At 70.1% G+C, this 15144-nt stretch carries 5 protein-coding genes; 1 reads left to right on the top strand and 4 read right to left on the bottom strand.

Annotated elements, in window-relative coordinates; translation table 11 throughout:
* Window positions 1-93 precede the first annotated feature (93 nt).
* The 4 genes from AB0435_RS14060 to AB0435_RS14045 all read right to left on the bottom strand — a co-directional run bounded on the left by AB0435_RS14060 (window position 94) and on the right by AB0435_RS14045 (window position 3336).
* Window positions 94-282 carry a ferredoxin gene (locus tag AB0435_RS14060; RefSeq protein WP_366427095.1) on the bottom strand — a complete coding sequence of 63 codons (189 nt, stop codon included), beginning with the start codon at window positions 280-282 and terminating at the stop codon, window positions 94-96.
* 58 nt (window positions 283-340) lie between these two features.
* Entirely contained in the window at window positions 341-1573 is a 1233-nt protein-coding gene (locus tag AB0435_RS14055) for a cytochrome P450 (RefSeq protein ID WP_366427092.1), read from the bottom strand.
* Window positions 1574-1714: 141 nt separating this feature from the next.
* A complete protein-coding gene (locus AB0435_RS14050; protein WP_366427091.1) occupies window positions 1715-3037 on the bottom strand; it encodes a cation:proton antiporter in 1323 nt (440 codons plus the stop codon).
* Window positions 3034-3336 carry a DUF6191 domain-containing protein gene (locus tag AB0435_RS14045; protein WP_366427090.1) on the bottom strand — a complete coding sequence of 101 codons (303 nt, stop codon included), beginning with the start codon at window positions 3334-3336 and terminating at the stop codon, window positions 3034-3036. Before AB0435_RS14045 ends, AB0435_RS14050 begins: the two co-directional genes overlap by 4 nt.
* Before the next feature lie 246 nt (window positions 3337-3582).
* On the opposite strand from AB0435_RS14045, the gene AB0435_RS14040 reads away from it, so the two are divergent.
* Window positions 3583-15009 (top strand): amino acid adenylation domain-containing protein, encoded by an 11427-nt coding sequence (locus tag AB0435_RS14040; RefSeq protein WP_366427089.1) that lies wholly within the window; start codon window positions 3583-3585, stop codon window positions 15007-15009.
* Window positions 15010-15144: the final 135 nt, after the last annotated feature.

Genomic DNA, 15144 nt, shown 5'->3' with positions numbered 1-15144 from the left:
ACCGAACGCCTGGCCGAGGCCGACGCGGTGGCCTCGGTCGGCTCCAAGGGCGACAGCTACGACAACGCCCTGGCCGAGGCGTTCAACAGTCTGTTACGCGTGGGGTTTCCCAGCCTGTTGGCGCGTTGTGGTGTCGATGGCGGTGATGGCCGCGGCGGGGCAAAGGTCGGCGGCTTGGTGAGCCGCGGCGTGGTGGGCAGATGCCGGCTCCGTGTGGAGGAGGACCACCCGGCCGTCCTCGTCGCCCTGGTCGAATACCGTGGGGGCGGTCAGTGCGCACATCCCGGCGCCGACACATCGGTTACGGTCAACGGTGATGGTCAGGGCGACGGCCATCGGGCTACTCCTTGTCCCAAGTGACGGGGAGGCTCTGTACGCCGTAGACGTTCGTGCTGACGCGCAGCGGTACCTCCTCCTGCGGGACGGCCAACCGCAACGTCGGGAAGCGGGTGACCAGTGCCAGGAAGGCGACGCTCATCTCGACGCGGGCCAGCTGCTGGGCTAGGCACTGGTGGACGCCGTGGCCGAAGGCTAGATGCCCGATGGCCTTGCGGTGCAGGTCGAGGTGGTCGGGCTCCGGGTACTTCGCCGGATCGCGGTTGGCGGCCGGGAAGGAGACGACGACCGTCTCACCAGCCTTGATCAGCTGGCCGTCGATCTCGACGTCTTCCAGCGCGGCCCGCAGCCCCAGTTCGGCAATGGTGAGATAGCGCAACAGCTCCTCGACGGCTTGGCCGGCGAGACTCGGATCGCTGCGCAGGGCGGCGGACTGGTCAGGGTTGCTCAGCAGTGCGAAGGTGCCGAGCCCGAGCATGTTGGCGGTGGTGTCGATCCCGGCCGCCAGCAGGAGAAAGCCGACCCCCAGCAGTTCCTTGTCGGTGAGATCGCTGTCGGTGAGTTCGCTGAGTATGTCGTCGGTAGGGGCGGTGCGCTTGGCGGCCACCAGCTGCGCGAGGTACGCCTGGATAGCTGTGAATGCGGCCAGCTTGTCGGCCATGTCCCCGCTGAAGATCGCCGCGGCCTGCTCCTGGAAGGAGTCCCGGTCCTGGTACGGCACCCCCAGCAGCTCGCAGATTATGATCGCGGGGATGGGCTGGGCGAACGTGGTGACCAGGTCCGCTGTCGGCCCGGCCTTTTCCATGGCGTCCAGGTGCTCGGCGGTGACCTGCTCGACTCGTTCGGTGAGTAATTGCATCCGCCGGACGGTGAACTTGCCTGCCAGCAGTTTCCGGTAACGGCCGTGCTGTGGCTCGTCCATGTTGATGAACTCGCCGGGAGCCGCCGGAGGCATCTCTATGTCGCCTAAGTCCATGGACGGGTTGTGTATGAGCTCCTTGCGGGAACTCAGCCGTGCGTCGGCCAGGATCGCGCGGCACACGGAGTACCCGGTGGCCAGCCAGCCGATGTGTCCGCCGGGGAAGCGCACTCGGCGCAGCGGTTGCTCCTCACGGAACTGCGTCATCTCGGTGGGCGGGTCGAAGGGGCAGCCCGTGCGGCGGTCGGTCGGCCGCGTCACCAGCTCTAAGTGCTGCGCCGCGTCGTGGGCGGAGTGCGTTGACGGTTCGTTGTGCATGGTGTCCTCCGGTATTGAGTGCTGAGCACTACGCGGTAAGTGCTGAGTACCGACTGCACGCGGGCGAGCCTCTTCGTCTCGAGGTTGGGGATGAGGTGGCGGTGGATGCAGGGAATAACGCGCGTACCACCTTTCACGCGATCACTTCTCGGCTACCGGGACCGCTGCACGGGCCGATCCGTCTCCTGCACAAGAGCCCGCTGGAGCGGACTGTTCGGCCACCGTCCCGCTTTTCCCGGCTGTCGGCAGGATCCTGTTCAGCAGGGGACCGGCGAGCGCTGTGGTCGTCACCGCCATCACCACCATCAGCGAGTACAGCGTCGCGTCCAGCAGGCCCAGTTCCAACCCCACGCCGAGCACCACCAGTTCGGTGAGGCCGCGCGTGTTCAACAGGGCGCCGAGCGCGGCCGCGGGCCGACGGCCGGAACCACCGAGACGCGCCCCGAGGTACGCGCCGAGGAACTTTCCGACCATGGCCACCACGAGGATGGCGACCAGGGCGCCGAGGTCCGCGAGGGCCAGTTGGGAGAGGTTGACCCTGAGCCCGGTCAGCACGAAATACACGGGCAGCAGGAGCAGTCTGGACAGCGGCTCCATCCGCTGCAGCGCGCCCTCGCGCAGTGTGCTGCCGCCATCCCGCGGAACGACGGCGCCGAACAGGAACGCTCCGAAGATGTAGTGCAGGCCCAGCCACTCGGTGCAGGCCGATGACAGCAGGAGCCCGACCAACATCAGCACCAGGAGGTGCACGTCCTCGCCGGAGCCCCCGGATTCCCTGCCCCGAGCCTTCTTGCGCCTGCTCAGTTCTCTCGCCTTGCGGAGCAGGGGGCGGATGACAGTGATCATCAGGACGACGTACGGCACCAGCAACATGAGTCGCCAGTCGAGGTCCTTCCCCGCAGCCATCGCAGCCACCACCGCCAGCAGGATCCAGACCATCAGATCGGTCATGGCCGCGCACGCCAGGGCGGTCGCGCCGATCCGGGTGCGGGTCAGCCCGTGGTCGGCGATGATCCGGGCGAGTACGGGGAACGCCGTCGCGGCCATGGCGACCGCGAAGAACAGCACGAATCCCGGAAGGGGGCCTTGGCGGTGCGCACCCGCCAGCAGCCACGCGAGCGCGGCACCCAGAGCGAGCGGCAGCACTGTCGAGAAGGCGGTCACCCACAGCGTGATCCGGCTGCGTCCGCGGAGGACGCCGAGATCGATCTCCGACCCGACGGCGAACATGAACAGCGTGAGGCCCACGTCGGCGAGCGTGCTCAGCAGGGACCGCACATCGGCAGGGAAGAGGGTGCCCGCGAGGTGCGAGCCGAGCAAAGTGGGCCCCAGCAGGACGCCGGCGAGTATCTCGCCGATGACCGCCGGCTGGCCCAACGCCCGCGCGACCGCCCCCAGAACATGCGCCAGTCCGAGGATCAGGGCCAGGTCAAGGAGGAGGTAGAGCGTCTGCGACTGTGTCACCGGGAGGGGTCTTCCTCGGCCCCCGGTGAGCTGCTGCCGGTCGGCCGGGGACCGGAAGGCCGGTTCTCACCGGGCAGGACGACGTGTGCGGTGCCTTTGGCCAAGTCGATGCGCGTCCGTGGCGGGGCGCCGTCGCCCTCCTCGTCACGGAGCACTTCCTGTAGCTGCTGCTGCTCCATCTCAACCAGCTTGTTGCCGTTGAAGATGAGGTTGAACTGGTCGAACGCGGCGCCGGTCACAGGGCGCCGTGAACCGCTGCGCCGGAAGAGGATGCTGCGCCCCTTGAAGAAGCGCCGCAAGACCAATTCCGTTCCGCAGCATATGAACAGTAACAACGCGAGCGCGGGGAGAACGGCCCCGCTCCACACAGCTGATGACATTGGTAAGGCCTCCTGCCGACGAGTCGACACTATCCACCAACCGGAACCCGTTCCCGCAAGATCTGGTGTCCCGTTTCGTCCAGTGCCGTCTCGGACCTTGCACGGCATGCCGACACGACAGAGCCTCCAGTGGAGATTAGCGCCTGCGCAGCCCGAGGAGAATTGATGATCCCGCTCTCGCACGCACAGCAGCGACTGTGGTTCCTCAACCGGTTGGAAGGGCCCAATGCCACCTACAACATGCCGGCCGTGCTCCGGCTGACGGGTGAGCTCGACCGGACCGCACTCGTCGCGGCGCTGCACGACCTCATCGACCGGCACGAGCCGTTGCGCACGGTCTTCGTCAGCCACGACGACGTGCCCGGCCAGCGGATCCTCGCCCCGGGCGAGGCCCGCCTGGAGGCGGCCGTCACCGAAGTCACACCGGAGGAGCTGGACGGCGAACTCGCCGAGCTGGCCGCTGAAGCCTTCGACCTGGAGGCGGAGATACCCATCCGGGCACGGCTGTTCGCCCTGTCCGAGCGCGAGCACGTGCTGGCTCTGGTGATCCATCACATCGCCGCGGACGGCTGGTCGATGGCCCCGCTCGCCCGTGACCTCACCGCGGCGTACGAGGCCCGCCGTGCCGGGCGGGCGCCCGACTGGCCGGAGCTGCCAATCCAGTACGCGGACTACACCCTGTGGCAGCAGGAGCTGCTCGGCAGCGAGGACGACCCGGAATCCCTGATCAGTGAGCAGGTCGAGTACTGGCGCAAGGCGCTGGCCGGGCTGCCGGACGAGCTACGGCTGCCGGTGGACCGACAGCGCCCCGCCGCGCCCGGCAATCAGGGCGGCAACGTCCCGTTCCAGGCGAGTGCGGAGCTGCACCGGAGGCTGTCCGAACTGGCCGCGCGGTCGGACGCCAGCCTGTATATGGTGGTGCAGGCGGGGCTGGCCGCACTGCTGAGCCGACTGGGCGCCGGCACGGAAATCCCCCTTGGCTCGCCGATCGCTGGCCGCACCGACGAAGGGCTGGACGAACTGGTCGGCTTCTTCGTCAACACCCTGGTGATGCGCCTCGACACCGCAGGCGATCCCTCGTTCCGCGAGCTCATCGCCAGGTCCCGGGAGACGGCGCTGGGGGCGTACGCGAACCAGGAGCTGCCGTTCGAGCGGCTGGTAGACATCCTCCGCCCGGACCGGACCCTGGGCAGGCACCCGCTGTTCCAGGTGATGCTGGCGTTCCAGAACAACACGCTGCCGCAGCTGCGGCTGCCGGGGCTGGTCGTGGAGGGCGAGCAGCTGTACACCGAAACCTCCAAGTTCGACCTGGCGTTCAGCATGGGCGAGCAGTTCGACGGCGACGGGCGGCCGCTGGGACTGGGCGGCACGATCGAGTACGCCACCGACCTGTTCGACCGGGAGAGCGTGGAGCGGCTCGGCGCCCGCCTGATCCACATCTTCGAGGCGATGGCCGCCGACCCCGACCAGCAGGTCGACACCGTGGACGTGCTGCTGCCGGGCGAGCGGCAGCAGGTGCTGGAGACGTGGAACCGGACCGAGCAAGAAGTCCCCGCGGCCGGGTTCGCGGAGCTCTTCCGCTCCCGAGCCTCCGCGGCCCCGGACGCCACCGCGCTGGTGTCCGAGACGGCCACGCTGACTTACGGCGAGCTCGACGCCGCCGCCAACCGGCTGGCCCGGCTGCTTGTCGAGCGTGGTGCAGGCCCGGGGCAACTGGTGGCGCTGGCGCTGCCCCGGTCGGTGGGGCTCGTGACGGCGATGCTCGCCGTGGCCAAGTCCGGGGCCGCCTACCTCCCGGTCGACACCGGCTATCCGGCCGAGCGCATCGCGTACATGCTCGAAGACTCCCACCCGGTGCTGACGGTGACGACCGGGGCGCTGACCGGGCGGTTGCTGGCCGGCAGCCCGGTCCTCGTGCTTGACCACGAGCACACCGTCACCGAGCTGGACCGATGCAGCGCGGACGACCTGCCGTCGAACCGGACGCTCAGCAGCCCGCTCTACGTGATCTACACCTCGGGATCCACCGGGAAGCCGAAAGGCGTGGTGGTGACGGATGGCGGCGTGGCCAGCATGGTCCGCAGTCAGCGTGAGCGCCTGGGCGCGGGGCCGGACAGCCGGGTGCTGCAGTTCTCCTCTCCGAGCTTCGACGTTGCGTTCTGGGACTGCTGCATGGCGCTGCTGAACGGCGGCACGTTGTTCGTGCGCTCGGCCGAACAGCTCATGCCCGGCCGAGAACTGGCCGAGTTCATCCGGGACCAGCACCTCACGCACTTCACCATGCCGCCGTCCGTACTCGCGGCGATGCCCTCGGGCGTGCTTCCACCCGGCCTGACCGTGTCGGTGGCGGGCGAGGCGTGCCCCGGCGCGCTCGTGGAGCGGTGGGCGCCGGGCAACCGGATGTTCAACGCCTACGGCCCGACCGAGACGACCGTCATCGCGACCATGAGCGAGCAACTGTCCGGCCCGGACGGCCCCCCGATCGGCAGGCCGGTGGACAACACCCGGGTCTATGTACTCGACGAGGCCCTGCGCCCGGTGCCGCCGGGTGTGGTGGGAGATCTGTACGTCGCGGGCGCGAGCCTGGCCGTCGGCTATCTGCGCCGCCCGGGCCTGACTGCGGAGCGGTTCATCGCCTGCCCGTTCGGTGGCGCCGGCGAGCGGATGTACCGCACCGGGGACCTCGCCCGGCTGCGGGCCGACGGACAGGTCGACTACGTCGGCCGGGCCGATGCGCAGGTGAAGATCCGCGGCTTCCGGATCGAGCCGGGTGAGGTCGAGTCCGTACTGGCCCGGCATCCCGGGGTACAGCAGGCCGCCGTGCTGGCACGGGAGGACCGTCCCGGAGACCGGCAGCTGGCCGCGTACCTTGTCCCGGCCGGGGACGACGCCGACCGGGACGAGGCAGCGGAGCGGCAGCAGCTCGGCAACTGGCAGGACACCTACGACGCCCACCACGAGGCTCTGTCGGGCGGTCTCGGCGAGGACTTCTCCGGCTGGAACAGCAGCTACACCGGGCAGCCGATTCCGGTCGTGGAAATGCGGCGGTGGCGGGACGCCACCGTAGCCCGGGTACGAGAGCTCGGCCCCCGCCGGGTGCTGGAGATCGGGGTGGGCAGCGGCCTGCTCCTCGCGCCGCTGGCGCCGGACTGTGAGTCCTACTGGGGCACCGACATCTCCGAGGTCGTCATCGGCCGGGTCCGCGCCCAGCTCGAAGGCCGGACCGAGTTGGACGGCCGGGTCGAGCTGCGTGCACAGCCGGCTCATGTCTTCGACGGCTTGCCCACGGGGTTCTTCGACACCGTCATCGTGAATTCCGTCATCCAGTACTTCCCCAGCGCCGACTACCTGACCGACGTGCTCACCCGGGCGCTCGACCTGGTCGTTCCCGGCGGCAACGTGTTCGTCGGCGACGTCCGCAACCTCCGGCTGCACCGTGCCCTGCGCACGTCCGTCGAACTGCTCGCCACCGACGCCGCGGTCCGTGACGCCGCCGAGGTGCGCAAGACGGTCGACTTGGCCGTGGCGCGGGAGACGGAACTGCTCGTCGACCCTGACTATTTCGTCGGCCTGGCTGCGGCTGCGGATCTCGCGATCAAGTCCGGCACGGACTGCAACGAGCTCACCGGCCACCGCTACGACGTGGTGCTGCGCACTGTGCCGCAGCCGGAGCCGGTCGCCGCCGTCCGGGAGCTCGTCTGGGGGCGGGACGCCACCGACACGGACGCGCTGCGCGCTGCGCTGGCGGCAAGGCCGGACGGCCTGAGGGTCACTGGAATCCCCAACCGCCGGATCGTCGGCGAGCTCGCAGCCGTGCGGGCACTCGAAGCCGGCGACCTGTCGGCCGCGCTGGCCGCCCTGGCGGCGGACGCGTCCGGGCTGCCGGACCCGGGGGAGTTCGTCGCCCTGGGAGAAGAGGTCGGCTACCGGACCGCCGTCACCTGGGACGGTGCCGACTGCGACGGCGGCACACTGGAAGTGGCGTTCAGCGCACCCGGGACGGTGCCGGTCACCGGCTATCGCCCAGGTGCGCGCCCGGCCTCCGGGGGCGGTGCGTACACCAACGCCCCGGCCGCCGTACTGGCCTCGGATGCGCTGGTCGAGTCGGTGCGTGAGCACCTGCGGCGCGCGGTGCCGGACTACTTGGTGCCGACCGCGTTCGTCGTGCTGGATCGGATGCCGCTGACCACGAACGGCAAGGTGGACCGGCGGGCGCTGCCGGCGCCGGCGGTCCTCGGCAAGGCCTCCGGCCGGGGCCCGCGCAACGACCGCGAGGCCACGCTGTGCCGGATCTTCGCCGAGGTCCTCGGGCTGCCCCGGATCGGCATCGACGACGGGTTCTTCGACCTGGGCGGCCACTCGCTGCTGGCCACCCGGCTGGTCTCCCGGGTACGGGATGCCCTGGGCGTCGACCTGGCCATCCGGGACCTGTTCGCGACGCAGACGGTGGCCGGGCTCGGCGACGTGCTGGACAAGGCCGAAGAGACCCGGCGGCGGCCGGTGGTGCGGCAGCGGCGCCCCGAGCGCACGCCGCTGTCGCATGCGCAGCAGCGGCTGTGGTTCCTCAGCCGCCTGGAGGGCAGGAGCGCCACCTACAACATGCCGATCGCGGTGCGGCTCACCGGCGACCTCGACCGCGCGGCACTGGCCGCGGCCGTCCAGGACGTGTCCGACCGGCACGAATCGCTGCGCACCCGGTACCCGGACGTCGACGGCACCCCGTACCAGGACATCCTGTCCCCGGAGCAGGCCCGGGTCGAGTTGGAGGTCACCGAGACCACCGACTCGGAACTGGCCGCACAGCTCGTCGGCGCCTGCGGCCACGTCTTCGACCTGGCCGAGGAACTCCCCCTGCGAGCAGCTCTGTTCGCGCTGTCACCGCACGACCATGTGCTGGCGCTGGTGCTGCACCACATCGTCGGGGACGGCTGGTCGATGGGGCCGCTGACCCGGGACCTGACGGACGCCTACGCCGCCCGCCTCGACGGTCGCCGGCCGCTGTGGGCGCCGCTGCCCGTGCAGTACGCGGACTACGCGTTGTGGCAGCGGGAGCTGCTCGGCCACGAGGACGATCCGGACAGCCTGATCAGCGAACAGGTCTCGTACTGGCGCAGGAAACTGGCCGATCTGCCCGAGGACCTGCGGTTGCCCGGCAGCCGGTCGCGCGGCACGGGCGGGGAGTACCACGGGGCCACCCTGTCGTTCCGCATCGATCAGCGGACCCACCGCTGTATGGCCGACTTGGCCGCTGCCTCCGGCACCAGCCTGTACATGGTCAGCCAGGCAGGTCTCGCCGCCCTGCTCACCCGACTCGGCTGTGGCACCGACATCCCGCTCGGCACGCCGGTCGCCGGCCGTACCGACACCGTGCTCGACGACCTCATCGGCGACTTCCTCAACACACTGGTGCTGCGCACCGACACGAGCGGCAATCCCACCTGGCACGAGCTCCTCGACCGGATCAGCGAGACGAATCTCAGCGCCTACGCGAACCAGGACGTGCCGATCGAGCGGCTGGTCGAGATCCTCAACCCGGACCGCTCGGCCGGTCGGCTGCCGTTGTTCCAGGTCCTGCTGTCGCTGCACGGAGCCCCACCGGAACCGGCGTTCCCCGGCCTTACCGCCCGCGCCGAACCGGTTGAGCGGATGGTACAGAACAAGTTCGACCTCGCCATCCACCTCCGCGAGACCCTCGCCGAGGACAGTGCCCCGGGTGGTCTGGAGGGCATGGTCGAGTACTCGACCGACCTGTTCGACGCGGCGGACGTCGAGCGGCTGACGGACCGTCTGGTGCGGATGTTCGCCGCGCTGGCCGCCGATCCAGGGCAGCGGATCGGCGCGGCCGGCCTGCTTGACGCGGCCGAGCACGAGCAGGTCGTCCGGGGCTGGAACGACACCGCGCACGAGGTGCCGCACGCCACCTTGCCGGAGCTGTTGGCCGCGCAGGCGGCCCGTACCCCGGACCACACGGCGGTGGTCTTCGAGGACATCGAACTCACCTACGCCGAGCTGGATCTGCGGGCGGCCCGGTTCGCCCGGCTGCTCGCCGAGCACGGCGCCGGACCGGAGACCTGCGTCGCGGTGGTGCTGCCGCGCTCCGAAACCCTCATCGTCACGCTGCTGGCGGTCCTCAAGACCGGCGCTGCGTACCTGCCGGTCGATCCCGGCTATCCCGCCGAGCGCATCCAGTACCTGCTCGACGACGCCCGCCCGGTGCTCACCCTCACCGAGGACCACCCGCTCTTCGGCGCGGAGCCGGCAGGCGACGCGCTCGCGGCCAGCCCGGGCGCCTGCCTCCCGGCGCATCCCGCGTACGTGATTTACACGTCCGGGTCCACCGGAGTGCCCAAGGGCGTGGTGGTGTCCCACACGAGCATCGTCAACCGACTGATGTGGATGCAGGACCGGTACGGGCTCGACGCGACCGACCGGGTGCTGCAGAAGACCCCCGCCGGATTCGACGTGTCGGTGTGGGAGTTCTTCTGGCCTCTGCTCAACGGCGCCACGCTGGTGGTGGCCAAGCCTGGTGGGCACCAGGACCCGGCGTACCTGGCCGGGCTGATGAGCGAACAGCGGATCACTACCGCACACTTCGTGCCGTCGATGCTGGCCGTGTTTGCCGCGGAGCCCGCCGCGGCACGGCTGCCCGATCTGCGTCGGCTGATCAGCAGTGGTGAGGCGCTGCCGGCCGAGCTGGCCGAGCGGGTCGGCGGGACGATCGGGGCCGGCTTGCACAACCTGTACGGGCCGACCGAGGCGGCGGTGGACGTGACCGCCTGGGAGTGCCGGAACGAGCCGGGTGCGGTCTCGGTGCCGATCGGCAGCCCGGTGTGGAACACCGCCCTGTACGTGCTCGACTCCACGCTGCGCCCGGTCCCACCCGGGGTCGCCGGCGAACTGTACATCGCCGGTGCCCAGCTAGCCCGCGGCTATCTACACCGCCCGGCCCTGACCGCCGAGCGGTTCGTGGCCTGTCCCTTCGGCCGGGCCGGGGAGCGGATGTACCGCACCGGCGACGTGGCGGCCTGGCGGGCAGACGGGCAGCTGGAGTTCTTCGGCCGCGCCGACGACCAGGTCAAGGTGCGTGGCTTCCGGGTCGAGCCCGCCGAGATCGAGGCGGCCCTGGCCCGGCACGACAGCGTCGGGCGCGCCGTCGTCGTACCGTGCGCGGACGCGTCCGGCGACACCCGGCTCTTCGCCTACGTCGTCCCGGCCGGTGCGGACCGGCCCCGGCCGACGGCGCTGCGCGAGTTCCTTGGCGGCGTGCTGCCGGAGCATTTGGTCCCGGCGGCCTTCGTTGTACTGGATGAGTTGCCGGTGACGCCGAACGGGAAGCTGGACCGGCGGGCGCTGCCGGCGCCCGACCACGAAGGCCGGAAAGCAGGGCGCGGGCCGCGCAATAAGCGCGAGGAGACGCTCTGCCGGATCTTCGCGGACATCCTCGGCCTGCCCAGCGTGGGCATCGACGAAGGATTCTTCGACCTCGGTGGCCACTCCCTGATGGCGACCCGGCTGATCTCTCTGGTACGGCTCACGTTCGGTGTCGATCTCGCGATCCGCGACCTGTTCGCGACGCAGACGGTGGCCGGGCTCGTGCGGATCATCGACCAGTCCGGTGACAGTCGGCGGCCGCCGATCGTGCGGGGGCCGCGCCCGGAGCGGGTGCCTCTGTCCCACGCCCAGCAGCGACTGTGGTTCCTCAACCGTCTGGAAGGCTCGAACGCCGCCTACAACTTGCCGATGGCGGCGCGGCTGACCGGCCCATTGGACCACCAGGCGCTGGCCGCCGCCGTCGCCGACGTCACCGTCCGGCACGAGACGCTACGCACGATCTTCCCTGAGACCGACGGCGTTCCCCACCAGCAGATCCTCCCCCCGGACCAGGCGCGGCCGGACTTCGTGGTGAGCGAGGTCGGCCGGGACGGGCTTGCCACAGCGATCTCCGAGGTCGCGGAGCGGAACTTTGACCTCCGCACGGACCTGCCGCTGCGGGTCAGGGTGCTCACGGTGTCCCCGACCGAGCACGTGCTGGTGCTGGTCCTCCACCACGTGGCCGGCGACGGCTGGTCGCTGGTCCCGCTCGCTCGCGATCTGAGCGGTGCGTACGCGGAACGCTGCGCCGGCCGGGCGCCGGAGTGGACCGAACTGCCCGTGCAGTACGTGGATTACGCGCTGTGGCAGCGTGATCTGCTGGGTCGCACGGAGGACCCGGACAGTGTCGTCAGTGAGCAGGTCGCATACTGGCGGCGGGCGCTGGCCGGGCTTCCGGACGAACTGCCGCTGCCGACGGACCGGAAGCGGCCGAAGACCCCGAGCTACGTCGGCGGCAGCGTCGACTTCGGCTACGGGCCGGAACTGCACGCCCGGATCAACAAGCTGGCCGTCGACTGCAATGCGACGGCGTTCATGGTGGTCCAGACGGCGCTGGCCGCCCTGCTGACCCGCCTCGGGGCCGGCACCGACATCCCGGTCGGCTCGCCCATCGCAGGGCGCACCGACGAAGCCCTCGACGACCTCGTCGGATTCTTCGTCAACACGCTGGTACTGCGCACCGACACCAGCGGCGATCCGACGTTCCGCGAGATCATCGACCGGGTGCGGGAGGCCAACGTCAACGCGTACGCCCACCAGGACCTCCCGTTCGAGTACCTGGTCGAGGCGGTCAACCCGGACCGGTCCGCAGCCCGGCACCCGCTGTTCCAGGTGATGTTCGCCTTCCAGAACACCAGGGACACCGAGCTACGGCTGCCCGACCTCTCCGCGGAGGCGCTCGAAGTCGGCACCGACGCCACCATGTTCGACCTGTCGGTCAACTTGGTGGCCCGGTATCACGAGGACGGCCGGGAGGGCGGCGCCCGCGGCGCGCTGATCTATAGCAGCGATCTGTTCGACAGGGAGACCGTGGCGAGGATCGCCGAACGCCTGCTGATGATGCTGGAGGCAATCACCAGCGACCCGGAGCAGCGGATCAGCCAGGTCGAGCTGCTCGACGCGGCCGAGCGGCAGCGGATCCTGGAGGAGTGGAACGGCGGCACCGCACCGGTCCCGACGGCCACCCTGCCTGAGCTGTTCGCCGCGGCCGCCGCCCGCGACGGCGCCGCCACCGCGGTGCGTGCGGGGGGCACGCGGCTGAGCTATGACGCGCTACGGTCGTCTGCGAACCGGCTGGCACGGCTGCTGGTGGCCAATGGCTGCAGCCCGGAGCAGCGGGTCGCGCTGGTCCTGCCGAGGGACGAGCGGCTGCCCGTCGCGATGTGGGCGGTGCTGAATTCCGGTGCCGCGTATGTGCCGATCGACCCGGGCCATCCGACCGAGCGGGTGCGCTACCTGGTCGAGGACGCCTGCCCGGTGCTGGCGGTGACGGACCGCGCCTGCGGGGCCGTACTGCCCGACGGCCTCCCCCGTATCGTGCTCGACGACCCGGCGACCGAGGCTGCGCTCTCCGGACTTGACGACGGTGACCTCACCGACGCGGACCGGTCGGCGCCGCTGCATCCCGACGACGCGGCCTACGTGATCTACACCTCGGGATCGACCGGGCGGCCCAAGGGTGTGGTGGTCGCGCACCGTGCGGTGGCGAATCTGTCGGCGTGGGCGCGACAGGCCTTCTCTGCGGATGTGTTTGCCGCCGCGCTGGCCTCCACCTCGGCGACCTTCGACGTCTCGGTGTCGGACATGATCCTGCCGCTGCTGCACGGTGGCAGCATCGAGGTGGTGCGCGACGTGCTCGCCCTCGCCGACGAGAACCGCTCCGCGGTCAGTCTGGTCTGCACGGCTCCGTCCGCGATGTCGGCCGCGATTGCCACCGGCGGCCGACTACGGATCGGCACCGTCATCCTGGTGGGTGAGGCGGTCACGCCGCGGCTGGTGCACGATCTGCGAGCTGCGGCCCCTGGCGTGCGGATCGCGAACCTCTATGGTCCGACGGAGGCTTGCGTCTACGCCACCGAGTGGTACGACGACGGCAACGCCGCCGGTGTGGTACCGATCGGCCGGGCACTCACCAATTACCGGACCTATGTGCTGGATCACGGTATGAACCCGGTGCCCCCTGGCGTCACCGGTGAGCTGTACCTCGCCGGTGCCGGTCTCGCTCGGGGCTACTTCGGGCGGCCCGGGATGACCGCTGAACGCTTCGTCGCCTGCCCGTTCGACGGTGCCGGGGAACGCATGTACCGCACCGGCGACCTGGTGCGCTGGCGCTGCGACGGTCAGATGGAGTTCGTCGGCCGGGTCGACGACCAGGTCAAGATCCGTGGCCAGCGGGCGGAGCCCGGCGAGACCGAGGCCGTACTCGCCCGGCACGACAGCGTCGCCCAGGTCGTGGTGATTCCTCGGCGGGACCAGCAGGGGGACAGCACGCTGGTCGCGTATGCCGTGGGCGCCGACGGGCACGAGGCGGAGCCGGCTGAACTGATCGAGTTCGCGCGCCGCGAGCTGCCAGGCCATCTGGTTCCGTCGGCGGTCGTGCTCTTGGAGCGGCTGCCGTTGACGGCCAGCGGAAAGCTGGATCGGCGGATGCTGCCGGCGCCGGGCATCGCGCAACCCTCCGACCGGCGCGGGCCGCGCGATGCCCGGGAGCAGGCGCTGTGCGACTTGTTCGCCGAGGTGATCGGGGTGCCGGCAGTCGGAATCGACGACAGCTTCTTCGAGCTGGGCGGGCACTCCCTGCTCGCTACCTGGCTGGTGGCGAAGGCGCGGGACCGGCTCGGCGTCGAGCTCGCCGTGCGAGCCCTGTTCGAAGCGCCGACTGTGGCGGCACTGGCCGACCACCTCGACGCGACCGGCCCGGAACGCTCCGGCGCGGATTCGCTCCAGGTCATGCTGCCGCTGCGCACCGAAGGCAGCCGCCCTCCGCTGTTCTGTGTGCATCCGGCGACCGGGCTTGGCTGGGTGTACGCGGGCCTGCTGCGGCAGCTTGAGAAGGATCAGCCGCTCTATACGATCCAGGCCCGCGGCCTGGACGGGCGGGGCGGGTATGCCGCGTCGATCGACGAGATGGCCGCCGACTACCTCGACCAGATCCGCGAGGTGCAGCCGCACGGGCCCTATCAGCTCATGGGCTGGTCGTCCGGCGGCGCAGTGTCCCACGCCATCGCCGGGCTGCTGCGTGACCATGGCGAGCAGGTGCACCTGCTCGCCATGCTCGACACCACGGTCCCCGGGCCCGATTACACCGATCCGGGCACCGACATGATGTCCCAGGCCCTGCGCCATCTTGGCTTGAACCTGCCGCAAGTGGCGGGGGAGGAGCTCGACTTCGGCCGCGTGCACGCGGCCCTGCACGACATCGACTACCCGCTGGCCGGCCTGGGCGAGCGTAGCCTGGCCGCACTGCCGGAGATCCTCGGTCGGCAGAACGCGATGCTGAGAGAGCCGTTCAGCCGTGCGGTCGACACCGACCTGCTGTTCTTCACCGCGAGGCGCACCCATCCGAATGAACCGGACTTCGCATTGAGCTGGCAGCCGCTGATCACGGGTCGGATCACGGAGATCGAGGTCGACTGCGAACACAATCAGATGACGGAACCGACGATGTTGGAGCAAATTGCCGTGGCCCTGCAGGCGAAACTCTTGACGGCTGATTGGTGAGGCGGGTCGTACGGGGCGGATCATCTCCGGAATGGCGTAAACGTGGTGCACGTCACAGCCGTTTGTGAACTTTTCTGCTTGCGTCTCACGTTGCTAATGAGAGAGTGTCGGCGGAACCGAGGATAATTCAGGATG

Source organism: Streptomyces sp. NPDC051173 (assembly GCF_040689515.1).
In the GTDB taxonomy this organism is placed as follows: domain Bacteria; phylum Actinomycetota; class Actinomycetes; order Streptomycetales; family Streptomycetaceae; genus Streptomyces.
The sequence above is the reverse complement of the archived record's forward strand: the minus strand, read 5'-3'. Positions and strand labels throughout refer to the sequence as shown.